Origin of the sequence: Streptomyces pluripotens (genome assembly GCF_000802245.2) — a bacterium.
In the GTDB taxonomy this organism is placed as follows: Bacteria; Actinomycetota; Actinomycetes; order Streptomycetales; family Streptomycetaceae; genus Streptomyces; species Streptomyces pluripotens.
Genome location: NZ_CP021080.1, coordinates 77,390 through 104,113 on the forward strand (window position 1 = coordinate 77,390; position 26,724 = coordinate 104,113).

20 protein-coding genes and 1 pseudogene are annotated in these 26,724 nt (G+C 71.0%); 10 read left to right on the forward strand and 11 right to left on the reverse strand.

Going from position 1 to position 26,724, the window contains the following annotated elements:
* Nucleotides 1–80: 80 nt before the first annotated feature.
* The 5 genes from LK06_RS00365 to LK06_RS00385 are packed head-to-tail and all read right to left on the reverse strand — an operon-like array spanning nt 81 to nt 6,462.
* Nucleotides 81–1,031, reverse strand: a complete 951-nt coding sequence (locus LK06_RS00365) for an ROK family protein (protein WP_234367309.1) — start codon at nt 1,029–1,031, stop codon at nt 81–83.
* On the reverse strand, nt 1,028–2,737 hold the full coding sequence (locus tag LK06_RS00370) for a dipeptide ABC transporter ATP-binding protein (RefSeq protein ID WP_043407950.1): 1,710 nt from the start codon (nt 2,735–2,737) through the stop codon (nt 1,028–1,030). Before LK06_RS00370 ends, LK06_RS00365 begins: the two co-directional genes overlap by 4 nt.
* Nucleotides 2,734–3,645 (reverse strand): ABC transporter permease, encoded by a 912-nt coding sequence (locus LK06_RS00375; protein ID WP_043407948.1) that lies wholly within the window; start codon nt 3,643–3,645, stop codon nt 2,734–2,736. The genes LK06_RS00370 and LK06_RS00375 overlap by 4 nt, the downstream gene beginning before the upstream one ends.
* Entirely contained in the window at nt 3,642–4,601 is a 960-nt protein-coding gene (locus tag LK06_RS00380; protein ID WP_039652350.1) for an ABC transporter permease, read from the reverse strand. The genes LK06_RS00375 and LK06_RS00380 overlap by 4 nt, the downstream gene beginning before the upstream one ends.
* A 49-nt stretch (nt 4,602–4,650) precedes the next feature.
* Complete coding sequence (locus LK06_RS00385; RefSeq protein WP_043407945.1) at nt 4,651–6,462, reverse strand: peptide ABC transporter substrate-binding protein; 1,812 nt, start codon at nt 6,460–6,462, stop codon at nt 4,651–4,653.
* A gap of 292 nt (nt 6,463–6,754) precedes the next feature.
* Between LK06_RS00385 and LK06_RS00390 the strand changes: the two genes are divergently transcribed.
* The 8 genes and pseudogenes from LK06_RS00390 (at nt 6,755) to LK06_RS00425 (ending at nt 16,617) form a co-directional block, all read left to right on the forward strand.
* Nucleotides 6,755–8,002, forward strand: a complete 1,248-nt coding sequence (locus tag LK06_RS00390) for an ROK family transcriptional regulator (RefSeq protein ID WP_052269902.1) — start codon at nt 6,755–6,757, stop codon at nt 8,000–8,002.
* Nucleotides 8,003–8,025: 23 nt separating this feature from the next.
* Entirely contained in the window at nt 8,026–9,549 is a 1,524-nt protein-coding gene (locus tag LK06_RS00395) for a M81 family metallopeptidase (RefSeq protein ID WP_039652346.1), read from the forward strand.
* A 5-nt stretch (nt 9,550–9,554) separates the two neighbouring features.
* Nucleotides 9,555–10,316, forward strand: a pseudogene (locus tag LK06_RS00400) (copper homeostasis protein CutC); the annotation flags it as partial.
* Nucleotides 10,317–10,904: 588 nt separating this feature from the next.
* The gene (gene acsA / locus LK06_RS00405; RefSeq protein ID WP_078859044.1) at nt 10,905–12,758 is read left to right on the forward strand and encodes an acetate--CoA ligase; all 1,854 of its coding nucleotides are present in this window, start codon (nt 10,905–10,907) and stop codon (nt 12,756–12,758) included.
* The gene (pdhA, locus tag LK06_RS00410; RefSeq protein WP_071659179.1) at nt 12,755–13,792 is read left to right on the forward strand and encodes a pyruvate dehydrogenase (acetyl-transferring) E1 component subunit alpha; all 1,038 of its coding nucleotides are present in this window, start codon (nt 12,755–12,757) and stop codon (nt 13,790–13,792) included. The genes acsA and pdhA overlap by 4 nt, the downstream gene beginning before the upstream one ends.
* Before the next feature lie 131 nt (nt 13,793–13,923).
* Nucleotides 13,924–14,904 (forward strand): alpha-ketoacid dehydrogenase subunit beta, encoded by a 981-nt coding sequence (locus LK06_RS00415; RefSeq protein ID WP_039652344.1) that lies wholly within the window; start codon nt 13,924–13,926, stop codon nt 14,902–14,904.
* Nucleotides 14,897–16,372 carry a dihydrolipoamide acetyltransferase family protein gene (locus tag LK06_RS00420; protein ID WP_039652343.1) on the forward strand — a complete coding sequence of 492 codons (1,476 nt, stop codon included), beginning with the start codon at nt 14,897–14,899 and terminating at the stop codon, nt 16,370–16,372. The genes LK06_RS00415 and LK06_RS00420 overlap by 8 nt, the downstream gene beginning before the upstream one ends.
* On the forward strand, nt 16,372–16,617 hold the full coding sequence (locus LK06_RS00425) for an acyl carrier protein (RefSeq protein WP_039652340.1): 246 nt from the start codon (nt 16,372–16,374) through the stop codon (nt 16,615–16,617). Before LK06_RS00420 ends, LK06_RS00425 begins: the two co-directional genes overlap by 1 nt.
* Before the next feature lie 66 nt (nt 16,618–16,683).
* Here LK06_RS00425 and LK06_RS00430 read toward each other — a convergent pair whose 3' ends face one another.
* The 5 genes from LK06_RS00430 to LK06_RS00445 all read right to left on the reverse strand — a co-directional run bounded on the left by LK06_RS00430 (nt 16,684) and on the right by LK06_RS00445 (nt 22,795).
* Nucleotides 16,684–17,178: a CBS domain-containing protein gene (locus LK06_RS00430; protein WP_159025114.1), complete on the reverse strand. Its 495-nt coding sequence runs from the start codon at nt 17,176–17,178 to the stop codon at nt 16,684–16,686.
* A 207-nt stretch (nt 17,179–17,385) separates the two neighbouring features.
* The gene (locus LK06_RS00435) at nt 17,386–19,500 is read right to left on the reverse strand and encodes a SpoIIE family protein phosphatase (protein ID WP_039652421.1); all 2,115 of its coding nucleotides are present in this window, start codon (nt 19,498–19,500) and stop codon (nt 17,386–17,388) included.
* 407 nt (nt 19,501–19,907) lie between these two features.
* Nucleotides 19,908–20,057 carry a hypothetical protein gene (locus LK06_RS35440; protein WP_483409753.1) on the reverse strand — a complete coding sequence of 50 codons (150 nt, stop codon included), beginning with the start codon at nt 20,055–20,057 and terminating at the stop codon, nt 19,908–19,910.
* Between the two features lie 228 nt (nt 20,058–20,285).
* Complete coding sequence (locus LK06_RS00440; protein ID WP_039652339.1) at nt 20,286–21,167, reverse strand: diacylglycerol kinase family protein; 882 nt, start codon at nt 21,165–21,167, stop codon at nt 20,286–20,288.
* A gap of 35 nt (nt 21,168–21,202) precedes the next feature.
* Complete coding sequence (locus LK06_RS00445; RefSeq protein WP_039652337.1) at nt 21,203–22,795, reverse strand: FAD-binding oxidoreductase; 1,593 nt, start codon at nt 22,793–22,795, stop codon at nt 21,203–21,205.
* Nucleotides 22,796–22,935: 140 nt separating this feature from the next.
* Between LK06_RS00445 and LK06_RS00450 the strand changes: the two genes are divergently transcribed.
* Nucleotides 22,936–23,535 (forward strand): TetR/AcrR family transcriptional regulator, encoded by a 600-nt coding sequence (locus LK06_RS00450; RefSeq protein ID WP_039652336.1) that lies wholly within the window; start codon nt 22,936–22,938, stop codon nt 23,533–23,535.
* Nucleotides 23,532–25,118, forward strand: coding sequence for a glycerol-3-phosphate dehydrogenase/oxidase (locus LK06_RS00455; protein ID WP_039652334.1), 1,587 nt, complete (start codon nt 23,532–23,534; stop codon nt 25,116–25,118). Before LK06_RS00450 ends, LK06_RS00455 begins: the two co-directional genes overlap by 4 nt.
* Before the next feature lie 106 nt (nt 25,119–25,224).
* Here LK06_RS00455 and LK06_RS00460 read toward each other — a convergent pair whose 3' ends face one another.
* The gene (locus LK06_RS00460) at nt 25,225–26,676 is read right to left on the reverse strand and encodes a WGR domain-containing protein (protein ID WP_039652332.1); all 1,452 of its coding nucleotides are present in this window, start codon (nt 26,674–26,676) and stop codon (nt 25,225–25,227) included.
* Nucleotides 26,677–26,724: the final 48 nt, after the last annotated feature.

A 26,724-nucleotide genomic window follows, 5' to 3' on the forward strand; every position in this document is an offset into this window, starting at 1 on the left:
TCTGGTCGTTCCTCCGGGGAGAGAACGGTGGCGCGACGCGCCGCCACCGTCGTCGCCATGTCGTCGCCAGGCCGCCCGGCTTACCAGGGGGCGGCCACACCGAATTCGGTCTGTGCCCGGGAGGCCGCGCCGATCGCGACGGCGTCACGTCCGAGCCGAGCCTGCACGATCCGGATGGGACGTCCGCTGACGGATGGCTCGGCGGCCAGCGCCCGGAGGATCGACGGTTCGAGAAGCCTCCACGCCCGGCTGACACCGCCGCCGATCACGACAGTGGTGACGTCGACCACGCCCGCCACCATGAGGATCGCGCGGGCGAGCGCGGACCCGGCGATCTCGAACACGGCACGCGCGTCCGGATCCCCCCGGCCCGCCGCTGCAGCGACGCCTTGTGCCGTGGTGCGCCGCCCGGTCCGCTCCTCGTACCGGGCGGCGATGGCGCGGCCCGAGGCGAGCATTTCGAGATGGCCGCTGCCGCCGCACGAGCACGGCCTGTCGCCGAACCCTGGGATGTGGCCGATCTCGCCCGCTGCCCCGTGCGGGCCGTCGAACAGTTCGCCGTCCATCCACAAAGCCCCGCCGACCCCGGTACCGAGCGTCATCCCGAGCGCGTCGGATTCTCCCTCGAGGGCACCTTTCGACACCTCCCCTCGTAGGAAGGCATTGACGTCGTTGTCGAGGAACGCCGGTACGCCGAGCGCCGTTTCGATGGTCGCCGCCACCGGGAATCCGGCCCACGCGTGGAACGAGTCGCTCGCGACGAGGATCCGTCTGCGTCGTGCATCGACCACACCCGCCGCCCCGACCCCCACCCCGACCAGGCGCGCAGGCACCCGGTCCAGGAGTCGGCGGAGCGCCTCAAGCACGACGTGCATCATGGCCTGCCCGCCCTCCGCCGCGGGTGTGGGGGCCTCGACACGATCCAGGACGTTCAGCCCGGTCGTGCAGAGCACGACCTGGGTGGTCGTGCCGCCGATGTCGACGCCGGCGAACACCTCGCGCACCGGGTGGCGCGCTGTGGACCGGATCACGCCGTGACTCCCGGTCCGTCCGTCGTGCGCGCGGTCTGCTGCTCAGCGCGGCGTTGTCGTTGCAGGACCGGGTCGGGAACGGGCACGGCGGCGAGGAGCCGACACGTGTAGTCGGTCCCGGGACGCAGGAGCGTCTGCGTGGTAAGACCCTGCTCCTCGATACGGCCAGCACGCATGACCACAACACGTTCAGCGAACTGCTGCACGACGGCGAGGTCATGCGAAACGAACAGACAGGCGAAGCCCAGCTCGTCCTGCAACTCGGAGATCACCTCCAGCACCGCCTCCTGCACGCTGACGTCGAGCGCACTCGTCGGTTCGTCGGTGACGAGCAGCCGCGGTTCGAGGACAAGCGCCCGGGCCAGGCTCACCCGCTGCCGTTGGCCGCCGGAAAGCTCACGCGGGGCGCGGTCCGCCAGGTGGCGGGGGAGACGGACGTGGTCGAGGGCATCCGCGACCCGTGCCCGGCGTTCCCGCGGCGGCAGGCCGCGGCGGTGGACGTGCAGCGGTTCGGCGATGCACTCCGCGACGCTCATCCGGGCGTCGAGCGAGGCCACCGGGTCCTGGAGGACCACGCCGATGCCGGAACGCAGGGCGCGGCGGGCTCGCGAACGGGTCCTTCGGAGGTCGGAACCGAAGAGCGAGACCGTGCCGGAGGTCGGCTGGACGAGGCCGAGCGCGACCCGGGCCGCCGTCGACTTACCGGATCCGGACTCCCCGACGAGGGCGACGGTCTCCCCGGGGTGGACCGCGAAGGAGATGCCGTCGAGTGCGCGTACCGCGCGACGTCCGCGACCGAACAGCACCGACACGTCACGCAGGTCGACCACTGGCTCCTCGGGCGGCGGCGGGTCTGCGGTGTCCGTGGGCACGGCGGTGTACTCCGTGACGGCGAGCCTCGGAACCGCCGCGAGCAGCCGTTTGGTGTAGTCGTGGGTCGGGCGCAGCAGGACCTGTTCCACGGGACCGCTTTCGACGATTCGCCCCTGGAGCATGACGGCGACGCGATCGGCGAAATCCGCGACGACGCCCATGTTGTGCGTGACAAGCAGGACGCCGGTGCCCGCGTCCACGGCGAGCCTGCGCAGGAGATCCAGGATCTCGGCCTGCACGGTGACGTCGAGCGCGGTGGTCGGTTCGTCGGCGATGAGCAGGCTCGGGTTGTTCGCGATCGCCATGGCGATGACGACGCGCTGCCGCTGACCGCCGGACAATTGGAAGGGGAACGCGGATGCCCGTTGCTCGGGGTCGGGGATGCCGACGCGGCGCAGGAGTGCGACGGCTTCCTGGCGGGCCTCCCCGGCGGAGACCGACCGGTGGTTGCGCACCACTTCGGCTATCTGCGCGCCGATCCGGGCGAGTGGGTCGAGCGCGGTCGCCGGTTCCTGGAACACCATCGACACCGTCCGGCCGCGCAGGCCCGCGAGTTCGGATTCGCAGGAGGCTACGACATCGGTTCCGCCGATCGCTGCACGGCCCGTGGCGCGCGCGTTTCCCGGCAGCAGCCCCATCGCGGCGAGCGCGACGGTCGACTTACCGGATCCGGACTCGCCGACCAGCGCGAGGGTCTCGCCGGGCCTCACGTGGAGCGACACCCCACGCACAGCAGACACCTCGCCGGTCTCCGTCGAGAACGTGACACCGAGGTCTTCGACTTCCAGGATCGGCTCCACGACTGCGGTGGCGGAGGGGTCGGCGGCCGTCATCCGCGCCCCCTCACGTCGAAGGCGTCGCGCAGTCCGTCCCCGATCGCGTTGAAGGCGCACACGACGAGGATGACGGCCAGGCCCGGCGGCAGGATAAGCCACCAGCGCCCGGAGTATGCGGCAGTGAGGCCCGCGGAGAGCATCCCACCCCAATCTGTAGCCGGAGGTTGTACGCCGAGGCCCAGGTAGGACACGTACGCGACCAGCAGGATCGCGTCGGCGACCTGGAACGTCGCGGCAACGACGATCGTCGATACCGCGTTCGGCAGGATGTGCCGGGCGATCGCCCGGGTGTGGGTGCCGCCGATCGCGCGGAGCGTCAGCACGTAGTCGCGGTTCTTCAAGGTGAGCGTCTCCGCCCTAATGAGGCGGGACGGCACGAGCCACGAGACCAGCCCCAGGATGACGATGAGCCCGTACACGCCCGGGGTCAGGATCGCGGAGATGACGAGGAGGATGAAGAGGGCTGGGATCGCGATGCCAGCGTCGACGACACGCATCATCACCGCGCCGATCCAGCCGCCCGCATACCCGGCGCCCGCGCCCCATAGCGTGCCGATGACGGTCGCCAGGACGCCGGCCGCGAGGCCGACGAGGAGCGAGACCTTGCCGCCGTACATGAGCCGTCCGAGTTCGTCGTGGCCGACGGCGTCAGTGCCGAGCGGGTGCCCGGTGCTCGGCGCGAGGTTCACCTGCGACAGCGCCGTGTGGGTTTGATCGGTGGGGTGGAGGTACGGTCCGACGAGGCAGAACAGGACGAAGACCGCGATCACCGCGAGGCCGATGACGGCCAGCCGGTTGCGTGCGAACCGGCGCACCGCCAGGCGCAGGCCCGTGGCCGCGACCGCGCCCCGGGGCGTTGCGGTAGACGACCCGGGGTTGGGAGCCTGACGCAGTGGGGCGCTCATGTGCGGCCTGCCTTCACTCGCGGGTCGATGGCTCTTTGGACGAGGTCGGCGAGAAAGGTGCCGGAGACCGTGGCGATCGAGATGACGAGGACGCATCCGAGCAGGACCGGGTAGTCGGAGGATTGCGCCGCGTTCCAGAACAGCAGACCCATCCCCGGGTAATTGAAGAGTTGCTCGACCACGAGTGCACCGCCGAAGAGCACCGGCACGTAGTAGCCGAGCATCGCCACGATGGATGTCAGGGAGTTGCGGAATACGTGCCGCCAGAGGATCGCGTGCTGTCGCGCACCGCCGGCCTTCGCGGTCCGGACGTAGTCCTCCGAGAGGTTCTCGAGCGTCGCGGCACGCATGTAGCGGCTGAACACCGCGACCATCGACGCGGCACCCGTGACGACCGGGAGGACGAGCGCCGCGGGATCCGACAACACGGTTGCGAGGCTGTCGCCTTGGGGTGCCTGCGGCGGGAACCAGGGCAGGAGCTGGCTGAAGAGCAGCACCAGGATGAGACCGAGGAAGTACACGGGGGTCGAATAGGCGATGAAGCTCAGCGTCGTGATGGCGTAGTCGACCGGCTTGTTGCGCCGGGCCGCCTGCCAGACGCCGAGCGGGATCGCGAGCGCGAGCCCGACGAATGCCGACAGCACGGTGAGCACGAGTGTCTTCGGAAGGCGCTCCACTATCAGCTGAGAGACCGCTTCGTTGAGCGTGTAGGAGGTGCCGAGGTCTCCGTGGAGCAGCCTGCGGAGGTAGTACACGTACTGCATCGGAAGCGGCTGGTCGAGCCCCTGCTCACGGTTGAACTCCGCGATCTTCTGGGGCGTGGCCTGGGGGCCGAGGATCCCGCGTGCGGGGCCCCCGGGCAGCGCGTGCAGGAGGCAGAAGACCACGACCGTCACGATGAGGACCACCACGATGGCCTGGAGGACGCGTCTGGTCAGGTACAGGAAGGTCGTCATGGGCGTTCCGGTGGGTTCGGTTCACTGGCGTCGGGGTCCCCGGAGGTGCTCACTTGTTGGTCCACTCCCACTGGGCAGGGTGGAAGTTGGCGAGCGAGTCCTGGGCGAAGCCGCCGAGACCGTTCTTGATGACCGAGATCTGGTAGTCGGGCTCCGGGAGCCAGATGACGGGCAGGTCCTTCGCGACGGCCGCGCTGTAGTCCTGCACGGCCTGCGCCGAGTTCGAGGTCGTCGAGGCGTTGATGAGCCGGTCGACCTCCGGGTTCGAGTAGTTTCCGAAGTTGGATCCGCCCTTGGTCTGGAAGAGCGAGTCGCCGGTCGGGAAGGCCGAGAAGTACCAGCTGCCGGCGGTGCCGAAGAACGACAGCTGCCACGAGCAATCCGCCTGGCCGGACGTGCAGGGCGGTGTCTGCGACAGGACGGAGTTGACGGGTGCGGTCTTGATCGAGAATCCGATTCCCGTCTTCGCGAGCGAGGACTGGATGGCGCTCATCATGTTGTCCGTGACCGTGGAGCCGGACTGCGACAGCACCTTCATCTGGAACCTGGTCCCCCGGGCGATTCCGGCGCCGCACTGCGAGGCAGAGGTGCCGGGGCTGGTGCAGACCATGACGCCGCTCTGCTCGGTCCAACCGTGATCGGTCAGAAGTGCCCTCGCGCTGGACGTGGAGAACGGGTACGGATTGCCCTTCTGCACCGGTGAGACGAAGTCGGAGGCCTGGGCCTGCGGAACCGGTCCGTAACCGGGGACGGCGGTGCCGTTGAAGATGACCTTCGCCAGACTGGTTTGGTCGATCGACATCTGCACGGCCTGTCGGGCGTAGAGCTGCTTGAAGACGGCTCCCATGGCCGGGTTGTTGAAGTTGTACGGCATGTACGTGATGGCCCAGCCGGTCCACGGCTTCACCGTGTATCCGCGGGAGGCGAAGGAGTCCTTCTGGTCGAGGTCGGTCGCGTCGATGTAGCCGTAGTCCACCTGCCCGGAGCGGAGCGCGTTCTCCTCGGCGGCCGGTGTGGTGAAGGGCAGGAGGTTCACGGTCGCGATGTTCGCCTTCTCGCCACCGTCGTACCTCTTGTTCGCGCTGAGCACGACCTTGCCGGAGGTCGAGAACGACCGGACGGTGTACGGTCCGCTGACCGTCTTCCACAGTGCGTTCGTCGCGTATCCGGAGATGTCCTTGGCGGCCGTGTTGAGGTAGGCCCACACCTGCTTGGCACCGGCGGAAGTCCTGTCCGCGTCCGACACCGGCGCGGATCCGGCGGTCCTGTCCCACGCGTGCTGCGGCAGCGGTGTGATCAGGCTCAGTTCGTTGGCGAGCATCCACTTGTTGCTGTAGGCACGGTCGAACGAGATGGTGAAGTGGTGGTCGTCGACGCGCTCCAGCGCCGTCCAGTTGTCCGGCGCCTTTCCGGGGTTGTATCCGGCCCACTGCGTCTTGTTGGCCTTGATCAGGTTGAACCAGAACTCGACGTCGCGCGTGGTGAGGGGTCTGCCGTCGCTCCAGTGGCGGTTGCCGAGAGTCACCTTGACGCTCTTGCCGTCGGGGGCGAAGTCGGCGGCGGTGGCTATCGACGCCGCCTTGTTCCAACTGATCTGCCCGGTGGAGCCATCGTATGCGACGAGCGGTTCCCACAGGGCCGCGGCAATGGAGATGTTGTTGGTGTTGAGGTGCGCCGCGGTGCCTATCGGCAGGATCCAGTTCGGAGTGAAGTTCGCGGGCAGGGCGTAGTTGATGGAGTCCGAGGACGCGGAAGACGCACCGCTGGATTGGGTGCAGCCGGTGAGCAGTGCGCCCACGCAGACAGCGGCGCCCGCAACAAGCGTCCAGCGGGGACGTGCCACAGTGCAAGCAGGGGACATGACTCTCCTCAGGGTGAACGACACGTTGCGCCCCGGTGGTACGGACGTGCCGTCGATGGGTGCGGGGACAGTCAACGACCGCACTCATTGAAAAAACAGACGAGATTCCGTAACAAGTAGGTTTCTGCCGATCTGGAGAAAGCAAGGTCCTGTCACCCTCCCCACCACCTCGCATTTTCCTGCTGGACGAGCAGGCCGGGCGGGCGCAGACAGGGAGCGCCTAACAGTTCCGCTCCAGCAGTTGCTGGCGTAACCTCAGCGCTCCGACCCCATTTTGAAAGTTACTTCCTCCATGTTTGAAAAAAGTCCACGTTCCAGAGCCGCGGCCAAGGGCAGTCCCCCGCTGGCCGCGCGGGTACTGGAACTCATCGCCTCTGGACAGGCGACATCGCGCACGGAACTCGCCGAACTGCTGAACGCAGCGCCTTCGACCATCTCGCTGACGGTCGGACACCTCCTCGACAGTGGACTCGTCGCGGAGCAGGGCACACGCTCGTCCACGGGAGGACGCCCCCGAAAGGTCCTTCGTATCGGCAGCACTGACGAGTTCGCCGTCGCGGCCGACCTCGGCGTAAGGCACGCGCGTATCGGCATCGTCCTCCCGGGAGGCGGACTGGCGGAGGCGTCGACGGTCCCGTTCGCGATCGGGGACGGCCCCGAGGCGGCACTGCCGAGGCTCGCCGACACCCTCGAAGCCCTCGCGGAGCAAGCTGGCCGGCACCTGCTGCGCGGCGTCGGGCTCTCGCTCCCCGGACCGGTCGACATCGGGTCCGGCGCCGTCACCCTCCCGTCGCGCATGCCCGGCTGGAACGGCTTCCCCGTCGGCGCATGGCTGGAGGACCGGTTCGGGGTTCCGGCCGCGGTCGACAACGACGCCAACTGCATGGCGGTCGGCGAGCACGCTGTCCGGCCCGTGGAGTGGCGGCAATCGATCATGGTCAAGATCGGCTCCGCCATCGGTGCCGGCATCATCGTCGACGGAAGGCTGTACCGGGGTGCGACGGGCGCTGCCGGGGAATTCACCCATGTCCGCATCGATGCTGCCGGGGACATCCTCTGCTCTTGCGGCAACACCGGGTGCCTGGAGACCGTCGCCTCCGGCGCCGCGCTCGTTCGCATCCTCTGCGAGAGCGGCGCCGATGTGCGCTCGCCGGAAGACGTCGTCCGGCTCGCCACCGAGGCCGATCCGGCGGCGACGCACGCGATCCGCCGAGCCGGCAAGTACCTCGGCATGGTGCTGTCCGCGAACGTCAACTTCTTCAATCCCGACGCGGTGTACCTGGGGGGCATCCTGTCGACGGTCGAGCCGTTCGTCGCCGCGGTGCGCAGCCAGCTCTACGAGGGGTGCCATCCGCTGGTGACCAAGCACCTGGTGATCGAGAGTGCGAGCCTCGGCGCCGACGCCGGCCTCGTCGGTGCCGGCCAGTTCGCGCTCCAGCGCGCGTTGGAGCGCGCCCTTCGAACCGTCACCGGGACCTCGCCCGACGACGTCCCGTTCCGCGCCGCATCACACCGCACCCCCTCGCCTCCGAACACCTGACGCCACCACAGCAACGAGGAGCCATGCCGCAGCCCCGCACCGCAGTCGCCCACCCCGTCATCGCCATCGCCGGCATCGGGATCGAATCGTCGACCTTTTCGCCGGCCCGGACCGAGGCCCCCGCCTTCCACCCGCTCCGTGGCCGGGAGGTCCTGACGCGCTACCCGTTCCTGGCCCCGGACGCACCGCTCCTGGCCGCCGCCGACTGGCGCGGCGCACTCGTCGGCACATCACTGCCAGGCGGCACGGTGACCGCGAAGGCGTTCGCCGAGCTCTCCGACGAACTCATCGAACGCCTCTCCGCGATACCGCACCTCGACGGGCTCTGGTACGACATACACGGCGCCATGACGGTCGAAGGCATCGACGACGCCGAGGCCGTCCTACTCGCCCGCATCCGCGCGGCCATCGGACCGGAGGCCATCGTGTCGACCTCCATGGACCTGCACGGCAACGTCTCCCGCGAGCTCGTCCACATGAGCGATCTCATCACGTGCTATCGGATGGCCCCGCACGAGGACCACATGGAGACCAAGGAACGAGCCGCCCGCAACCTCGTGGACCTCCTCACCGCCGGCGCGCCGCGGCCGGTCAAGGCTTGGGTGCCGGTGCCCGTGCTGCTCGCCGGTGAGCAGACCTCGACGCGCATCGAACCCGCGAAGAGCGTCTACGCGGCCGTGCACGACGTCGAGGCGACGGACGGAGTCATCGACGCCGCCGTTTGGGTGGGCTACGCCTGGGCCGACGAGCCGCGCAACCGCGCGGTGGTCACCGTCACCGGACCCTCCGAGTCCGCCGTCACCGCGGGCGCCGAACGCCTTGCCCGCGGCCTGTGGGACAGCCGACGCGATTTCACGTTCGTCGCGCCGACGGGGTCGCTCGACGAGTGCCTCGACGAGGCCCTCGTCTCCGACGCACGGCCCTACTTCATCAGCGACACCGGTGACAACCCGACCGCGGGCGGTGCCGGCGACGTCACGTGGGGGCTCCGGCGAGTCCTTGCCCGGCCGGAGTTCCACCAGCACGACGGTCCGACCCTCATCTACGCCTCCGTACCCGGCCCCGCCGCCGTCGCGGCAGCGGAGCAGGCGGGCCTCGGCGCGACCGTCACGGTCACCGCCGGCGCGGAGGTCGACGACCGCCATGCCGGGCCGCTCACCATGACCGGGCTCGTCCACGCGATCAGGCACGGCGACCGCGACGCCGAGACCGAGGTCGTCCTGCGGATCGGCAGTGTGTACGCGATCCTCACCACACGGCGCAAGCCGTACCACCACGAGGTCGACTTCACCGGTCTCGGGCTCGACCCGCGCGGCGCCGCCATCGTCATCGTGAAGATCGGCTATCTCGAACCGGAGTTGTTCGACATGGCCGCGGGCTGGAAGCTGGCGCTCACCCCGGGCGGCGTCGACCAGGACCTCGTGCGGCTCGGCCACCACCGCATCCGCCGCCCCATGTTCCCCTTCGACCCGGACATGGCTGATCCGGACCTGACGGCCCGGGTCATCGCGCCGTCGAACGAGCCGCTCACCGGGGACCACGAGTGAGCCGGCTGGTCCACACCCCGCTCGCCCTTGAGATCTCGGTGGCCAGCGCCGCCGGCGCCCGAGTCGCACGGGACGGCGGAGCGGGGCGTGTCGAGTTGTGCTCGGCACTGGAGGTCGGCGGGATCACCCCGTCGCAGGCGCTCGTCGAGGCGGTGTCGGCGGTCGGTCTGCCGGTGCACGCACTCGTCCGGTGTCGGCCGGGCGACTTCGTCTATGACGCCGACGAAATCGCACTGATGGCCGCGGAGGTGCGGTCCGTCCTCGCCGCGGGGGCCCAGGGCGTCGTCATCGGCGCGCTCACGGAAGCCGGCGCGCTCGACATGGAGGCGATGCACCGACTCATCGAGGCAGCACACGGCGCTGCGACGGCTGCGGGCCGCCCGGCGGAGCTCACCCTCCACCGGGCGATCGACCAGGCCGCCGACCCCGTCGGCACGGCCGAGCTCGTGCCGACGCTCGGCCTCACTCGCATCCTCACGTCCGGCGGTGCGCTCACCGCCCTGGACGGCATCGCCACCATCGCTGACATCGTCGCGGCAGCACCCTGCATCGAGGTGATGGCCGGCGCGGGCGTACGGCCGTCCGACGTGTCCCGCCTCGCCGCCGCCGGCATCGCCGCGGTGCACCTGTCCGCGAAGCGTCGGGCGCCCGCGCGCCGCGGTGGTGGGTGGGTGCCCATGGGGATCGCGGGCTCCTCCGCCACCGCTGATACCCACTTCGTCACCGACCCACGGGTCGTCGCAGCGGCTCGGGCCGCCGTGGACGCCGTCGACTCGGCCCTTCCGCGGCCGGGGCCGGGGCCGGGGCCGGGCCCGCGCTCACGCTCCGGTGGCGCCGGACCAACCTCGCCGGGAGCCGTTCGCGGAACCGACCCGCCGGCCGGAGTCCATCGGCGCCCAGGCCTTCGCCCCCTCAGCTGAGCGAGGGCCATACGCGGGCACACGGACGGCACCGACCCACGAGAACCCGAGCTGTGGCCGTCTGGTTTGCGGCTTGGCGACGTGTCCCCGCACGGCCAGGTGGCATCAGATCGCCCACGCTGCGGTGCCCCATCGCTCGCCGCCCTGCTCCGTCAGCGGTCCCCGCGCCCGTACCGGGCGCAGTCCACCACGTTCCGACCCCGCTCCGCTGGGGTCGAACAGCCCCGACCGGCCGTCCCGAAGGTCACCGACCGGGCCGGAGGGGACCGGATGGCCGGGCTCGTGGGCCGACCGGCCCTTGGCCGGGGGCGAGGAGCGGGAAGACTGGTCACACGGGTCACCCGACGGGCCGGTGCCCCCTACGGGGCGAACGGGGGCGAGCCAAGCCCCGGCATCGCGCCCGGCCCTCGTGTCGAGCGTGAGAGAAGGCAGCTCATGACGGGGATGACGCGGAGCGGGCAGGGCACTGTGCAGGCGTCGGACGTCATCACCAAAACGGCGCCCGGAGCCGGGGGCGTGCCTCCCGTCCTCACCGACTACGAACGGTCCCGCGCCGAGTTCCGGTGGAGTGCGGCGCGGGAACGGCTCGCCGGGTTGCCGGGGGGCGGTCTGAACATCGGGTACGAGGCCGTCGACCGCCATCTGGACGAGGGGCGGGGCGGCCGGATCGCACTGCGCTGTGTGCGTCGCGACGGGTCGACAGAGTCCGTCTCCTACGCCGAGCTGGCCCAGCAGACGAATCGATTCGCCCAGGTGCTCCGTTCCCTCGGCATAGGCCGTGGCGACCGCGTCTTCACCCTGCTCGGCCGGTGCCCGGAGCTGTTCACGGTGGTACTGGGCACCCTGAAGAACACCTCCGTGCTCTGTCCGTTGTTCTCCGCGTTCGGACCGGACCCCGTCGCCCGACGGATGGCCCTGGGGGACGCCCGCGTCCTGGTCACCACGGCCCAGCTGTACCGGCGCAAGGTCGCGCAGGTCAGGGACCGTCTGCCGAAACTGCAGCACGTCCTGATCGTCGGTGACGGCGGCCCGGCCCCGCCGGGCACGCACTCCTTCGACACGCTGCTGACGGAAGCCGATGACACCTTCCGCATCCCGGCCACCGACCCGGGTGACATGGCACTGCTGCACTTCACCAGCGGCACCACGGGTGCCCCCAAGGGCGCGATCCACGTGCACGAGGCCGTCGTCGCCCACCACATCACGGCAGCCTACGCGCTCGACCTCCGCCCGGAGGACCGCTACTGGTGCACCGCCGATCCAGGATGGGTCACCGGGATGTCGTACGGAATCATCGCCCCGCTCACCCACGGGCTCACCGTCGTGGTCGACGAGGGCGACTTCGACGCCCGCCGCTGGTACGGCGTTCTCGCCCGGGAACGGGTGACGGTCTGGTACACGGCGCCCACCGCGCTGCGCATGTTGATGCGGACCACGCCCAGGCAAGGCCCGTACGATCTGCCGCGCTCCTTCGATCTGTCGGCGTTGCGGTTCATCGCCTCCGTGGGCGAGCCCCTCAACCCGGAAGTCGTGCTGTGGGGCCGGGACGTCCTGGGGCTCGCCGTGCACGACAACTGGTGGCAGACCGAGACCGGCTGCATCGTCGTGGCCAACCTGGCGGCCTGCCCGGTCAAACCGGGTTCGATGGGGCGTCCACTGCCCGGCATGACGGCCACGGTGCTGGCCCGTGGGCCCGACGGTGGCGTGTGGCGCTCGCCGGAAGGACACGTCCGTGAGATCACGGACCCCCTACAGGAGGGCGAACTGGCGCTGCGCCCCGGCTGGCCGTCGATGTTCCGCGGCTATCTGCACGACGAGGAGCGTTACGCCGCCTGCTTCGCGGACGGCTGGTATCTGACCGGCGACATCGTCCGCAGGGACTCCGACGGCTACTACTGGTTCGTGGGGCGCGGTGACGACGTCATCAAGTCCGCGGGACATCTGGTCAGCCCCTTCGAAGTGGAAAGCGCCCTGTTGGAGCATCCGCTGGTGGCGGAGGCGGGCGTGATCGGGCGGCCCGACCCGACCGCAGGTGCCCTGGTGAAGGCGTACGTCTCACTGCGCCCGGGCGCGCAACCGGGTGACGAACTACGGGGTGAGCTCATCGCCTTCGCCCGGCGCAGACTGGGGCCCGCCGTGGCGCCCCGGGAGATCGCCTTCGACCAGAACCTGCCGCACACCAGGAGCGGCAAGGTCATGAGACGCCTGTTGCGGGCACGCGAACTCGGCCTGCCGGAGGGGGATCTCTCCGGACTGGAGACACCGGAAACACCGGAGCACACCTCATGAGCACCACCCGCCGGAAGCCGGCCCGCACCGACCAGGGCACACACCGGGACACCGACGCCGGACACCACCGCGAACTGCTGGCGTCGATGCTGCTGATCCGCCGATTCGAAGAGCGGTGCGTGGAGTTGTACAGCGCCGCGAAGATTCGGGGCTTCGTACACCTGTACATAGGTGAGGAGGCGGTGGCGGTCGGCGTGCTCCGGGCGCTCACCGCGTCCGACGCGGTGGTCTCGACCTACCGCGAACACGGCCACGCCCTGGCGCGCGGCGTGCCCGCCGACTCCGTCATGGCGGAGATGTACGGCAAGATCACCGGGTGCAGCCGGGGCCGCGGCGGCTCCATGCACCTGTTCGACGAAGGTCGCCGCTTCTACGGCGGCAATGCCATCGTCGGCGGCGGTCTCCCACTCGCCGCCGGTCTCGCCCTGGCGGAGAGGATGCGCGGCGGACCGGGCGTGGTCTGCTGCTTCTTCGGCGACGGTGCCTTCGCCGAGGGCGAGTTCCACGAGACCGCGAACCTGGCGGCCCTGTGGGACCTGCCACTGCTGCTGGCCTGCGAGAACAACCTGTACGCCATGGGCACTCCGCTCCACGAAGAGCACGCCCAGACCGATCTCGCCATGCGCGCGGCCTCCTACGGCATGGCCTCCTGGGCGGTCGACGGCATGGACGTCCTCGCAGTGGAAGAGGCCGCCCGGCGGGCCGTGGACGGCATCCGCGCCGGGCACGGACCCCACTTCCTGGAACTGCGCACCTACCGCTTCCGCGCCCACTCCATGTACGACCCCGACCGGTACCGGGACAAGGCCGAGATCGAACGGTGGCGGCAACGGGACCCCTTGCTCGTGCTCGGCACGCGGATGCGCGCGGCGGGCGAGCTAGACGACATGTCGTACACCTCTCTGGACCAGGAGGCGGCCGACGTGGTCGACCGTGCGGTGTCAGCCGCGGAATCGGCGCCCCTGGAGCCGGCCGCCGATCTGCTGCGGTACGTGAGTACGGACCCCGGTGACCTGCCGGAGTCACTCCGATGAACACGGCGAAGACGGCGAAGACGATGAAGACAACGGAGACTGCGAAGAGCACGAAGAGTGCGAAGAGTGCGGAGAGTGCGAGGACGGTGCCATCGGAGCAGCTGGGGAGGGCAGCCCGGTCAGGGAAGACCATGACCACGACGTATCGCGAAGCGCTGCGCGACGCGCTGCGCGAGGCCCTCGCGGCCGATGAACGCGTCTTCCTCATCGGCGAGGACGTCGGCGCGTACGGCGGCGCCTTCGGGGTGAGCCTCGGCCTCGTCGAGGAGTTCGGTCCCCTGCGGGTGCGCAACACCCCCCTGTCGGAGTCCGCGTTCGTCGGTGCGGGCATCGGCGCGGCCCTCGCGGGACTGCGGCCCATCGTCGAGGTCATGACGGTCAACTTCAGTCTGCTGGCGCTGGATCAGATCCTCAACAACGCGGCGACCCTACGGCACATGTCGGGCGGTCAGCTGTCGGTGCCACTGGTCATCCGGATGACGACGGGTGCCGGACGTCAGTTGGCCGCCCAGCATTCGCACAGTCTGGAAGGTTGGTACGCGCACATCCCCGGCATCCGGGTCCTGGCACCCGCCACCCTGCCGGACGCACGCGGCATGCTGACGCCTGCGCTCGCCGACCCGGACCCGGTGGTGATCTTCGAACACGGGTCGCTCTACAACGTTTCCGGCGAACTGGAGGCCGGCGCGGGCCCGGTGGACATCTCTTCCGCAGCCGTCCTGCGCGAGGGCGAGGACGTCACACTGCTCGCCTACGGAGGGTCGGTGCCCAAGGCCCTCGACGCGGCGGAGCTGCTCGCCTCGGACGGCGTCACCGCCGAGGTCGTGGACCTGCGCAGTCTGCGCCCCCTGGACGACGCGACGATCATGGCTTCCGTGGCCCGGACCCACCGCGCCGTCGTCGTCGACGAGGGCTGGCGCACCGGAAGTCTCGCCGCCGAGGTGTGCACACGCATCACCGAACAGGCCTTCTGGGATCTCGACGCCCCCGTCGCACGGGTGTGCGGTGCCGAAGTGCCGATCCCGTACGCCGCACATCTGGAGCAGGCCGCGCTGCCACAACCAGAGAGCATCACCGCCGCTGCGCGGGAGGTGGTGGGGCGCCGTGGGTGAGTTCACCATGCCCTCGCTCGGCGCGGACATGCGGGCCGGGACGCTCCAGGAGTGGCTTGTCGCCCCGGGCGACACCGTCAGCCGCGGTGATGTGATCGCCGTCGTGGAGACCGACAAGTCGGCGATCGAGGTCGAGTGCTTCGAATCCGGCACGGTGGGCCGTCTGCTCGTCGAGCCCGGTGCCAAGGTCCCGGTCGGTACGCCCTTGGCCGTGATCGAGGCCACCGAGCCCGCTGGGGGATGGGAGCGGCAATCCGGCGGGGCGGTGACGGCGGCGGAAACGGCGGGCGCCGAGTCGCGGGCGACGGAGGGGAAGGCAGCGTCCGCTCCCGTTCCAGCCGCCGACCGAGCGGCCCCGGTGCGGAGGCGTCCCGTTGCCGGCGGGCCCCCGGCGGCGCGCACTTCCCCGCTCAGCAGGTCGACATCCGATGACCGAGGCCCCGATGATCGGGACTCCGGCGGCCAGGCGGTGAGCCCGCTGGTCCGGCACCTCGCCGTCGAGCGGGGCGTCGACCTGGCGACTGTCCACGGCACCGGCCCGGGCGGCCGGATCACCCGGACGGACGTCGAACGCGCCGAGCACGCGGGCCCCCCGCGGGTGCGTGCCACGCCCTACGCACGGCGGCTGGCAGTGGAGTTGGGCGTTGATCTCGCCGGCCTCCACGGCACCGGTGCGGCGGGAGCGGTGCGGGCCGCCGATGTCCGCGACGCCGTGCGCCCGCCGTCCGTTCCCGTGAGCGGCCCCCGGCCGGCCGCGGCGCAGCCGCCCCCGGAGATCCAGCTCCCCTCCGGGGCACGCGCCGGCGCCGCTTCGGCGCGCCGGGCGATCGGTGAGCTGATGAGCCGCTCGAAACGGGAGATCCCGCACTACTACCTCGCCACGACGATCGACATGGCCGCCGCGACGAACTGGCTGCGCGACCGCAACAGGGAACGGCCGGTCGGCGAGCGGCTGATTCCCGCCGCCCTGCTGCTCAAGGCGGTCGCATCCGCCGCTCGCCAGGTACCCGACCTCAACGGCTTCTGGGAGGACGGCGGGTTCGTTCAGGGCCGGGGAGTACACCTGGGATTCGCCGTGTCGCTGCGCGGCGGCGGGCTGGCGGCACCGGTCATCCATGACGCCGACGCCCTGCCTCCGGGAGAGCTGATGGCGCAGTTGAAGGACCTCGTCGGGCGAGCCCGCAGGGGCCGTCTACGCGGTACGGAGACGACCGGCAGCACCCTCACCGTCACCAGCCTCGGCGACCAGGGGGTCGAAACCGTCTTCGGTGTCATCCATCCACCGCAGGTCGCCCTGGTCGGGTTCGGAGCCGTCGTGGAGCGCCCGTGGGCCGACCACGGGATGCTGGGGGTACGGCCGGTCGTGACGGCCACGCTGTCCGCCGACCACCGCGCCACCGACGGCGCCGTGGGCGCGCGCTTCCTCACCGCGGTCGGCCGTCTGCTGCAGAAACCGGAGGTGCTGTGATGGAGCGGAGTGAAGCACTACGCCTGGTGGAGGAGGCGCTGACCCGGGTGGTGCCGGACGCCGACGTCGGTGCCCTGGAGCCGGATCTTCCGTTCCGCGACGCGCTCGAATTCGACTCGCTCGACTTCCTGGCCTTCGTCGAGACCCTGTCCGAGCGGTCGGGCCTGCGTATCGACGAGGACGACTATCCGCGGCTGACGACGCTCGACGACACATCCGCGTTCCTGGCTGCCCGGGCGCCATGAGGCATGCCCGGGCAGCCACGGATCCGCGGTGTCCACCGGGCCCCGCGGGTACCCGGAGGGGCCTCGCTACGGAATGACGATCCCCCGCACTTGCTCCGTACTGCGGGGCGGCAGCCCGGGCAGGGTCACCCGGGCCGGCTGGTCCGGGGCCGCCACGGCCTGGCGGTGCAGGCCGGCCACACAGGCGACGTAGTCACGGGCCGTGAGCAGGCCGACCAACCGCCCGTGCGGGTCCGTGACCGGCAGCGCCTCGACGTGCTCCTCCGTCATCACCCTTGCCGCGTACAGGGCGGAGTCCTCCGGGTGGACGGTCGCGGTCCGGCGGGCGTGCACGAGGTCGCGCACCGTGCGGCGGGACAGGGCCGCGGCAGTGACCGCGCAGGCCACCGCGAGCTCGGCCCGGTCTAGCAGCCCGGCACAGCAGCCGTCCTGGCGCACCACGGGCAACTGACGCTGCTCGGACCGTTCTATGACCTCCCAGGCCATCAGCACGCTCTCGTTCTCACTGATCGAGTACGGGGCGGTGTCCATCAGGCTCCGCACCGCAGGTTGCTCGTCCACGGCTGCCTCCTCGGCCTCCGTCAGGGCCTGGGCGGTGCAGGGGTACGTACGCTCGAAGTGCCGCGCCGCATGCCGTCGGCAGGTTCGGGGCACGCGTCCCTCCGCGTTCACTCTCACGCTCGCCGCACCGGCGGTCGCCTGTCATGGGGCCTCATGGCCCTGGAAGGTGCCGTTGGCCCCACCGCTCGGGCCCGTGGGGCCCGGGTGTCAGGGTCGCGTCGCGGCATGCAGCACCAGCAGCGCGACGTCATCGGTGCGCTGCCAGCCGATGCCCGTTCTCCCCAGGAGGCTGTCGATCAGCAGATCCAGATCCCGGTCGTCCGCCTCGGCGAGTTCATGTGCGAGACCCGCGATGGATGTGTCGAGGTCGACGCCTGGTCGCTCGATGAGGCCGTCGGTGTAGAGGGCGATCATCAACCCGGGGGCCAAGGGTATTTCGGTCACCGGGAAGTCGGCGTCGGGATCGATGCCCAGCAGTGGTCCGGGGGGCACGTCGACGGGGCCGGCGTCACCGCCGGACAGCCGTCTGATCGGTGGCGGATGCCCCGCGCTGGCCAGGGTGACCCGGCGACCGGCGAGGTCGACGTGGGTGTAGAGGCAACTGGTGAACAGGTCGAGGCCAAGGTCGGTGAGGAGCCGGTTGGTACCAAGGAGCACCTGGTCCGGGGTGGTTCCGAGGGCCGCGTGGGCGTGCACCGCGGTACGTACCTGCCCCATGAGAGCGGCGGCGGCCGCGTCGTGCCCCTGAACGTCACCGATGACGGCTGCGACGGCGGTGTCGCCGAGCGGGATGAGGTCGTAGAAGTCTCCGCCGATGTCCATGCCCCGGGTCGCTGGCAGATAGCGGGCGGCGACCCGCAGACCGGTGACCTCGGGCAGGCTACGCGGTAGCAGCGCCTGCTGGAGTCCATGGGCGAGGTCGCGTTTGGTGTCGTAGAGGCGGGCGCGGTCGAGGGCCTGGGCGATGAGGCCGGCGAGCGAGGTCATGACGGCTCGTTCCTCGGCCGGAAACGCATGGGGCCGGTCGTAGGACAGGATGCAGCAGCCGACCGGGCGGCCGGTCACGATCAGCGGCAGGAAGGCCCATGCCTGCTTGCCGCTGATCATCGCGGCCTCGGGGTAGACGCGCCGCATCTCCTCCGGGTCGGAGAAGAACGCGGGGATGCCGCTGCCGAGGGCATGCCCGGCTGGGGTGAAGGTGGTGTCGAGAGGCAGGCCGTCGAGGCGCTCGATGATGTGGGGGTCGTAGCCGCGGTACCCGGTGATCCGCAGCCGCCCGGCATCGGCTGTGGACAGGACCAGCGACTGGGCGCCGAATGCCGGGACGACCTGGTCGGCCACCAGGTCGATGACGTCCTGGACGCCGACCACCTCGGTCAGTGCGGCAGCCAGGTGCATGAGCTGGTACAGCCGGCCGGCGCGGGCGGGCACGGCGGCCTGCGTGAAGGGGCGGGGCTGGAACGGGGGCCGGGCCGGCGCGTTGCTGGGGACGATCCGGACGCTGATGCCGCTGGCGTCCGGGTAGAGGTGGAAGTCCAGCCAGTGGTCCGGCGGACGGCACGCGGTGAAGAGGACGGGCTCACGGCTGATCACCGCGGCGCGGTAGCGGTCCTCATAGGTGGGGTCGTCGAGCCAGCGCAGGGACTGCCACGGCAGTGTACCCAGCAGCAGGCCCGCGTCGCGGCCCAGCAGGTCGCAGGCGCCCGAGCTCAGGTAGGTGAAGCGCCCTTCCAGGTCCAGGGCGCAGCTACCGCCGGGCAGACGTTCGATGAGGTCGGCGGCGCCCTGCGCCGAGCCCGCGGGCCGGCCTCCGGTTCCGGTGGGAAGTGCGCGCGGCCGGTCACCGGGGGCCGGGAACACCCCGTGGTCGATGGCCTCCTCCAACAACCGGGCCAGTCGTCCGCAACTGGATGCGATGTTCCCCCGTTCCCGCTGCGTCATGTGTGGCGGACGGGTCGCCGGCCACATCAGCAGCAGGACTCCCCACCGGCGGATTCCGGTGACCGGTGCGGCGGCCAGCGCCAACGGGTACGGCAGCACGAGTGCGCTGCGCGGGTAGGCGCGGGCCATTTCCTCCTGGCTGCTCACCCACACGATGTCATCCCGGCACAGCGCCTCGGCCACGGGTGTCGGGGCGGTCACGGAAATCTTCTCCCACGGCGCCGCGAAGTCGGCCGGAGCCCCGTGGATCACGTCGAGGAACAGGTGCTGCTCATCCGGTGCGAGAAGGTACAGAGCGCCAATGGACGCGCCCGTCCGGCGTACCGTCTCCGCGAACGCGGCGTCCAGCGCCTCCGTGTGTCCCTCACCCGTCCGGGGCACGAGCACCTCCAGCCTGGCAGGGGCGGCTCCCAGGAGAGCCGCCCGGGGCGCCCGGCGGGGCCGCATCGCACGACCCCACCGGACGCTTGCCGGCCTCGTTCCTATCGGGACGCTACGCCCCCGGGCGGCCGTCGGCACGCCGTCCGGTGGCGGCCGACGGCCGGGGAGCACACCGGGTGCCCCTTCCACGATCTGCCCGGTGGCTGCGCAAGCCGCCTGGGGCACCGGGGGGCACCACCGCAGCGCAGGTGCCGGGCACGGGGCGGGTCGGAAGGGGTCCGGGCGGCTGACCAGGCTGTCCACCGCGCAGCCGCTCCGGGATCACGGAACAGCTGGTGCCCTTCGTGTTGTCCGGCCGGTCCCGGCCGGTGTCTGGACGGTCCCGGCCGGGCTTGGGTGCCTGCCGTTCAGGACTGGGGCCGTCGCCCGTGGTTCGCCGGGTGCTTGCCCCGGGACTTCTTCTTCCGACGTCGCTTCGAGGACATGAGGAACCTCCCTGCGGCCGTTGACGGAGACACAAGACTCCGGCCACCTACCGCATACACATGAATCACCATACATGTGAATCAACACGGTATATCGGGATGGTTCTCCCGGCGACAGCGGGCAACCGCGTCCCGGTTCGCCGACAGTCGTCCGACGGACCGACCGCGATGCGCGCCCCGGTGACCTCCACCGGCACGCCCGGTTCCACCTCCACCGCGCAGCGGTGCGCTCCTCATCGGCCCGGGGCCCGGTGACCGGGCTCCTCACCTCCAGAACCGCACCCGGAGGGGTGGTGGCGGTCAGTACAGCACCGACAGGTCCCCGGGGCGCACCCGCACCGTCACCGGCAGACCGGCCTCCACCTCGCCGTCGGCGCCGTAAGGGACCGGGCGGTTGGCCTCGATGCGCAGTTCCCTGCCGCGCAGCACGTGCACTTCGGGCCGGTGGACGTGGGCGCCCGTGCCGAGTTCGTTCATCAGGGCGAAGAAGAGCCGACGCGGCGCCTCGCGGATCAACACGACGTCCAGCAGTCCGTCGTCGACCCGCGCGCCGGGCGCGATGAGCCGACCGGAGCCGTAGTAAGGGGAGTTGGCCGCGACCACGGTGTAACCGCGGTGGGTGTGGTCCACGCCGTCGACGGTGACACGGAAGTCGGCCGGCCGCCAGGTGGCGACTGCACGCAGGCCACCCGCGTAGTACGAGGCGGCACCACGCAGCAGCCGGGCGTTGTTGGCGTGGCGGTTGGCCTCGGCGTCGACTCCGGCGTAGACGCTGCCCAGGACCACGGTGCGCTGATGGACGGCCGACTCCACCTCGATGGTGTCGACCGCTCTGGGCTCGGCGTGCAGCAGCACGCGGGCGAGTGCGGCGGGGTCGGCGGGCAGGTCCAGTGCACGGGCGAAGTCGTTGCCGCGCCCGGCGGGTACGAGGCCCAGGACGGCTCCGGTACCGCTGAGCACGCCGCCGACGCCGCCGGCGATCCCGTCACCGCCGACGGCCAGGACGATCCGCCCGCGCTCACCAGCCCGGAGAGCGATGTCCTGGGCGTGGGCGAGGCTGTGGCTGTACACCGTCTCCAGCCCGGCCCCGGCTTCGCGGAGCAGGCGGGCCACGTGGAGCAGCGTCGCCGCTGCGGTCGAGCCGCCCGCGGTGGGGTTGACGACGGCGGTGAACTGTCGCATCGGTGTGCCTTTCGAGGCAGGCGGATCTGGCGGGGTCAGTCGGTGGGCAGCAGGACGCCGGGGTTGAGGAGTCCGTCGGGGTCCAGGCACCGCTTCACGGCGCGCAGGGCCGAGATTCCGAGCGTTCCGGCCTCGCGCACGTACCAGTCGCGGTGATCGGTGCCGACCCCGTGATGGTGGGAGATGGTGCCGCCGGCGGCCAGCACGGCTTCGTTCGCCGCGTGCTTGGCGGGGGTCCAGTGGGCCACCGGGTCCTCGCCCTGAGCACTGACGACAGTGAAGTACAGCGAGGCACCGTTTTCGTACACATGGGAGATGTGGCACATCACCAGGGGCGGGGTGCCGGCCTGGGTGAGGGTGTCGGTGAGGGCGGTGCGGACGGCCGTGTACAGGTCGGGGATGCGGGACCAGAAGGCGGCGGTCTCCAGGGTCTCGGCGAAAGCACCCACGTCGAGCAGGGCGTCGCGCAGGTAGGGCGCGGAGTAGCGGCCGTGGGCCCAGTGCTCACCGGGTTCGCTGCCGGCCGGGGTGCCGCCGCAGGCGGTGAGGACGGCCGCCGCCCGTTCGCGGCGCTGCGCGGTGTCCTCGACGGTGCCCTCGTAGCCGGTGATCGCCAGGCATCCTGCGTCGCCCTGCGCCGGGCCGGCGCCGATGGCGTCCGGCCGGGCCAGGCCGATGAATGTTTCGGTCTCGTCGGACAAGCGCAGCACGGTCGGCCTGGGGCCGTCCTGGGCCAGCCTGCGGAGCGCGGTGGTTCCCTCCTCGAAGGAACGGAACCGCCAGCCCTCGTAGAGCCGTGCCTCGGGTACGGGCCGGATCCGTACGGTGACGGAGGTGATGACACCGAAGGCGCCCTCCGAGCCGAGGATCAGCTGGCGCAGGTCGGGTCCGGCGGCGGAACGGGGAGCACGACCGGTCTCGATGGTCCCTTCGGGGGTGGCAAGGGTCAAGCCGAGCACCATCTCGTCGAATCGGCCGTAACCGGCAGAGGCCTGCCCACTGGAGCGGGCGGCAGCGAAGCCTCCGATCGTGGCCCATTCGAAGGACTGCGGGAAGTGGCCGAGCGTATAGCCCCGTTCGGCGAGCAGGGCTTCGGCTTCGGGGGCGCGCAGACCAGGCTGCAGGACGGCTGTGCGCGAGACGGGGTCCAGGTCGAGCAGACCGTCCATGCGGCGCAGGTCAAGGGCGACGAAGGCGCTGCGCCGGGGAGCGAGCCCGCCCACGACCGAGGTGCCGCCACCGAAGGGGACGACGGCTAGGCCGTGTGCGACGCAGGCGCGCAGCACGGCGAGGACCTCGGCGTGGGAGGCGGGCAGGACCACGGCCTGCGGGACGTCCGAGAAATCGCCGGCGCGGATGCGGAGCAGGTCGGGGGTGGACTTGCCTCGGGTGTGCCGGACGCGGTCTGCGGTGTCCGTGCGGACGTACTCCGCGCCGCCGACGGCTTCGGCGAGCGCCTTCAGAGCGGCGGGTCCGGCCGTAGTGCCGGTCAGGCGGATGTCCTGGAGGGCGAGCGCAGGTGTGGTGCGGGGCTTGACGCCGAGCAGGTCGCGCAGCAGTGCCGTCACCGTGTCGGGTAGCGGTGCCGCCTTGGCCGGGTCGCCCCAGCCGTTCCACAGCATGTCCATTGGATGCTCGTCCTCACAAGATCGGTGTGCTCGGCTCGCCGGTGTGCCCGCGGTTCACCCGGCGGTGCGGCGTCCGCGTCCAGGTCTGGGGCAGCGGTCCACGGCTTCCGTCCAGCCTCCGGCGCGTTACACTGTGACACATGACGCCTATTCGTCACAACGGTTCGGACGGCGATCCCGTGCTCGACGCGGTACGCGACTGCGTGCTGGCCGTCGGGGTGCGCCGTACCACTCTCGCCGACGTGGCTCGCCGCGCCGGCGTCTCCCGGATGACGCTCTACCGGCGCTGGCCGGACCTGCGCACCCTGGTGGGCGACCTGATGACCCGGGAATGGATCGACGTGGCCACCCGAGCGATTCCCCAGCCCGTCCCCGGCACCAGCACACGCGCCCGGATCGTGGACGGGCTGGTGGCGGGAGTGCAGGCGTTCCGCGCACATCCCCTCTTCTGCAAGATCGTCGACGTTGATCCGGAACTGCTGCTGCCCTACGTCCTCGACCGTCGCGGCGCGAGCCAGGAGGCGCTACTGGCGCTGCTGGCCGAGCCCCTGCACGAGGGCCACGCGGACGGGTCCGTACGCCCCGGCCACGTCGAACGGCAGGCCCGCGCCCTGCTGCTGACCGTGCAGTCCTTCACCCTGTCCCTGCGCACGATGACCGACGAGGACGATCCGGAGCTGGACTCCACGGCCTTCCTCGGTGAGCTGCGCACCCTTCTGGAGAGGACCCTGAAGCCATGAGCCACACCGAGGCCGCCCCCGGCTCGTCTCTCACAGCACGCCGGCGCAGCCGGGAACTGGCCGAGGCCGCGGACGGCAGGGTGGCCGACGTCCTGGTCGTCGGGCTCGGCGCCACGGGGGCGGGGGCCGCGCTGGACGCCGCCGCCCGCGGACTGAACGTCGTCGCGGTGGATGCCCACGACCTGGCCTTCGGTACCTCCCGCTGGAGCTCGAAGCTCATCCATGGCGGGCTGCGGTACCTGGCGTCCGCGCAGTTCGACGTGGCGCACGAGAGCGCGGTCGAACGCGGCGTGTTGATGACCCGAACCGCGCCGCACCTCGTGGCCGCCGAGCCGTTCGTGCTGCCCCTCACCCCGTTCGTGTCCCGGGCGCAGGCCTCACTGGCATGGGCCGGATTCAGAGCCGGTGACGTGTTGCGGCTGGCCGCCCGCACCCCTCGACAGGTCCTACCGGCCCCGCGCCGGCTGTCCGCCACGGAGGCACGGCACCTGACGCCCGCGATACGCGCCGCGGGACTGCGCGGCGGGCTGCTGTCCTGGGACGGCAAGGTGACCGACGACGCCCGCCTGGTGACCGCCCTGGCCAGAACGGCTGCCGCGCGGGGCGCACGGGTGCTGACCCGGGTCAGGGTGCTGGAACTGACGGGTACCGGCGCCCGGGTCCGTGACGACCTCACCGGCGAGGAGGGCGAGATCCGGGCCCGCGCCGTGATCAATGCCACCGGGGTGTGGGCCGGCGAACTCGTCGACGGCATCCGGATCAGGCCGTCACGCGGCACCCACCTGGTCCTGCGTTCCGAACGGCTCGGCGCCCTGCCCGCAGGGCTGCACATCCCGGTCCCCGGCGAGACCAACCGCTTCGTCCTGGTCCTGCCTCAGGGCGACGGCCGGGTCTACGTGGGCCTCACCGATGAGCCGGTCGAGGGTGCCATCCCGGACGTACCGGAGGTTCCCGAGACCGATATCGGGTTCCTGCTGGATGTGCTCGGATCGGTCCTGGATACGCCCGTGGCCCGGGACGAGGTCGTCGGCGCCTTCGCCGGGCTGCGCCCGCTGCTGGACACCTCCGGGCACGACGGCCGGGACGGCACACCGACTCGCACCTCGGACATCTCCCGCAGGCACGCGGTACTGACCTCGCCCGACGGCGTCACCACGGTAGTTGGTGGCAAGCTCACCACCTACCGACGGATGGCCCAGGACGCCGTGGACGCCGCGGCCGGAGCCCGGGGCCTGCGCGCTGCCCCCTCCCCCACCGCCACACTGCCGCTGATCGGCGCCGCGGCAGTTGACCGGCTGCGCGCGCTGCCCGCACCGCGCCGACTGGTACGCCGCTACGGCACCGAAGCCGCGGCAGTCCACACCCTCGCGGCACAGGACCCCTCCCTCGCCGCGCCGGTACTACCGGGCCACCCGGTCACCCGGGCCGAACTCCTGTGGGCGGTCCGGCACGAGGGCGCCCTCGACGAGTCGGACCTGCTGGACCGGCGCACCCGCATCGGTCTGGTCCCCCAGGACCGCACCGAGGTGCTCGCCCTCGCACGGGAGGTCCTGGAACGGGAGGCGACGACCGCACGACCCTGATCCACAGCACCGGCCCGGCGGCGGTTTCCAGATGACGGCGGGCGAAGATGACGCCTCCGCAGGGGCGTTGCCCTGCGTCTCACCCGCGGCATCGCCTGACGGCCCATCACAACAGGCGGCGGATGTCACCCCGGACCCGGTAGAAGCCGCCCGCCGCCGGGTGCAGGGAGTCCACCACGTAGCGCGCACCGGGCTCCCGCATCGCGCGCGGGAACTGGACCTTCCAGGTGGACTCGTAGCCCTCGGACACCACATGCACACGCAGCCGCCCGTTCTCCTGGACGCACTCGACCACCACGGCTCCGGCGGGAGCCTGGGTCACGGTGGCCACCGCACCTGCGGACGTGGCGGGCGCGTACGTCGGCAGCGCGGCGGCGAGCTTAACGTCCCGCACCGTCGGCACCGTGCCCTGCTGGGCGGCGGAGACGGCCGCCTCGCTCGCATCCACACACACCATCGAGCCGTCGGTCGTCACCAGGTAAAGACGCTCGTCGTGGTACTGCATCGACAGCGCCGAACCGCCGCCCGTACCCAGCTTCCACAGACGCGTACCGTCACGGTCGAAGCAGTAGACGGAGGACGCGGCATCACCCGCGAAGACGAACCGGCCGCCGGCCGAGGTGGCACACGCATACACCGGACCGTCACAGGAGTACGTGGCCTCAACCGCCCCGGTCGCCTTCGCCAGCCGCTGGACCGCGTGGGCCGACGTGCCGGCGTACACGGCCTCGCCCTCCTGCCAGCCGAACAGCACAGCACCCCGGGTGGGTGTGTGCCACAACTCGCCTCCGCCGTCGGGCGCATAGGCGGTGACGCCGCCGTGGTGGCCGTGGTAGACGGCCCGGTCGTCGGCTCGGACCATCCAGGCGTGCCTGCCCTGGCTACGGCGGGCCCACTGGTGCTCGTCCTCGTGGTCGATGACGGTGAGCCGGCCCTCGCGGTCCGAGACGTTCAGGACGCCCTCGTGGATGTCCAGCCAGAAGATGTCCACGTCGGCGGCGATGTCGTACGCGGCGAACGGCAGCTTGGAGGAAAGATCGTACACCCGGCCGTCGTCACAGCCGGCGTATATCCAGAAGTCGTCCGCGACCAGGCACTTGACGCCGTCCGGCAGGCTGAACCGGGCCAGGACGGCACCCTCGTGGTCCAGGGTGTAGACGTCCCCGGCTTGGTTCCCCACCCAGCAGCGCTCGTCGTCGACGTGGATACCGAAGGCCGACGAGCCGGTGCGGAATCGCCACAGCACGGGCGCCACGGCTCGCGCGGTGGAGGGGGCCGAGCTGACCTGCCGGCGGGTCACCGCACGTGGGGCGCGCTGTCCCTGCACAGCCGGAGCGTATCCCTTGCGAACCTTCTCCCCCACCTTCTTCGCAGCGGCGGCCTGTGCCTTCTCCACCGTCGGGAACGTCGTCGTCTGCGTCTGGCCGGCAGCACCGATCCGTCCGTACCGGACCGTCACCACCCGGCCGTCGACGCTCACCTCGTAGAACTTGTGGGCGCCGCCGCCCTCTTGTGAAAGTTCCAGATACGTCGTCGACACCGCGGACGCCGTGGACATGGCGCACTCCTTCCCGGGGACGGACCCGCGGTCGCTCCGGCAGGTCCT

Bases quoted from the DNA above. Each gene is read 5' to 3' on its own strand.
- LK06_RS00375 (WP_043407948.1), bottom strand. From the start codon at position 3,645: ATGAGCGCCCCACTGCGTCAGGCTCCCAACCCCGGGTCGTCTACCGCA.
- LK06_RS35440 (WP_483409753.1), bottom strand. From the start codon at position 20,057: ATGGTGATTCATGTGTATGCGGTAGGTGGCCGGAGTCTTGTGTCTCCG.
- LK06_RS00445 (WP_039652337.1), bottom strand. From the start codon at position 22,795: ATGGACATGCTGTGGAACGGCTGGGGCGACCCGGCCAAGGCGGCACCG.
- LK06_RS00390 (WP_052269902.1), top strand. From the start codon at position 6,755: ATGTTTGAAAAAAGTCCACGTTCCAGAGCCGCGGCCAAGGGCAGTCCC.
- LK06_RS00440 (WP_039652339.1), bottom strand. From the start codon at position 21,167: ATGCGACAGTTCACCGCCGTCGTCAACCCCACCGCGGGCGGCTCGACC.
- acsA (WP_078859044.1), top strand. From the start codon at position 10,905: ATGACGGGGATGACGCGGAGCGGGCAGGGCACTGTGCAGGCGTCGGAC.
- LK06_RS00370 (WP_043407950.1), bottom strand. From the start codon at position 2,737: ATGACGGCCGCCGACCCCTCCGCCACCGCAGTCGTGGAGCCGATCCTG.
- LK06_RS00395 (WP_039652346.1), top strand. From the start codon at position 8,026: ATGCCGCAGCCCCGCACCGCAGTCGCCCACCCCGTCATCGCCATCGCC.
- LK06_RS00380 (WP_039652350.1), bottom strand. From the start codon at position 4,601: ATGACGACCTTCCTGTACCTGACCAGACGCGTCCTCCAGGCCATCGTG.
- pdhA (WP_071659179.1), top strand. From the start codon at position 12,755: ATGAGCACCACCCGCCGGAAGCCGGCCCGCACCGACCAGGGCACACAC.
- LK06_RS00425 (WP_039652340.1), top strand. From the start codon at position 16,372: ATGGAGCGGAGTGAAGCACTACGCCTGGTGGAGGAGGCGCTGACCCGG.
- LK06_RS00460 (WP_039652332.1), bottom strand. From the start codon at position 26,676: ATGTCCACGGCGTCCGCGGTGTCGACGACGTATCTGGAACTTTCACAA.
- LK06_RS00385 (WP_043407945.1), bottom strand. From the start codon at position 6,462: ATGTCCCCTGCTTGCACTGTGGCACGTCCCCGCTGGACGCTTGTTGCG.
- LK06_RS00450 (WP_039652336.1), top strand. From the start codon at position 22,936: ATGACGCCTATTCGTCACAACGGTTCGGACGGCGATCCCGTGCTCGAC.
- LK06_RS00415 (WP_039652344.1), top strand. From the start codon at position 13,924: ATGACCACGACGTATCGCGAAGCGCTGCGCGACGCGCTGCGCGAGGCC.
- LK06_RS00455 (WP_039652334.1), top strand. From the start codon at position 23,532: ATGAGCCACACCGAGGCCGCCCCCGGCTCGTCTCTCACAGCACGCCGG.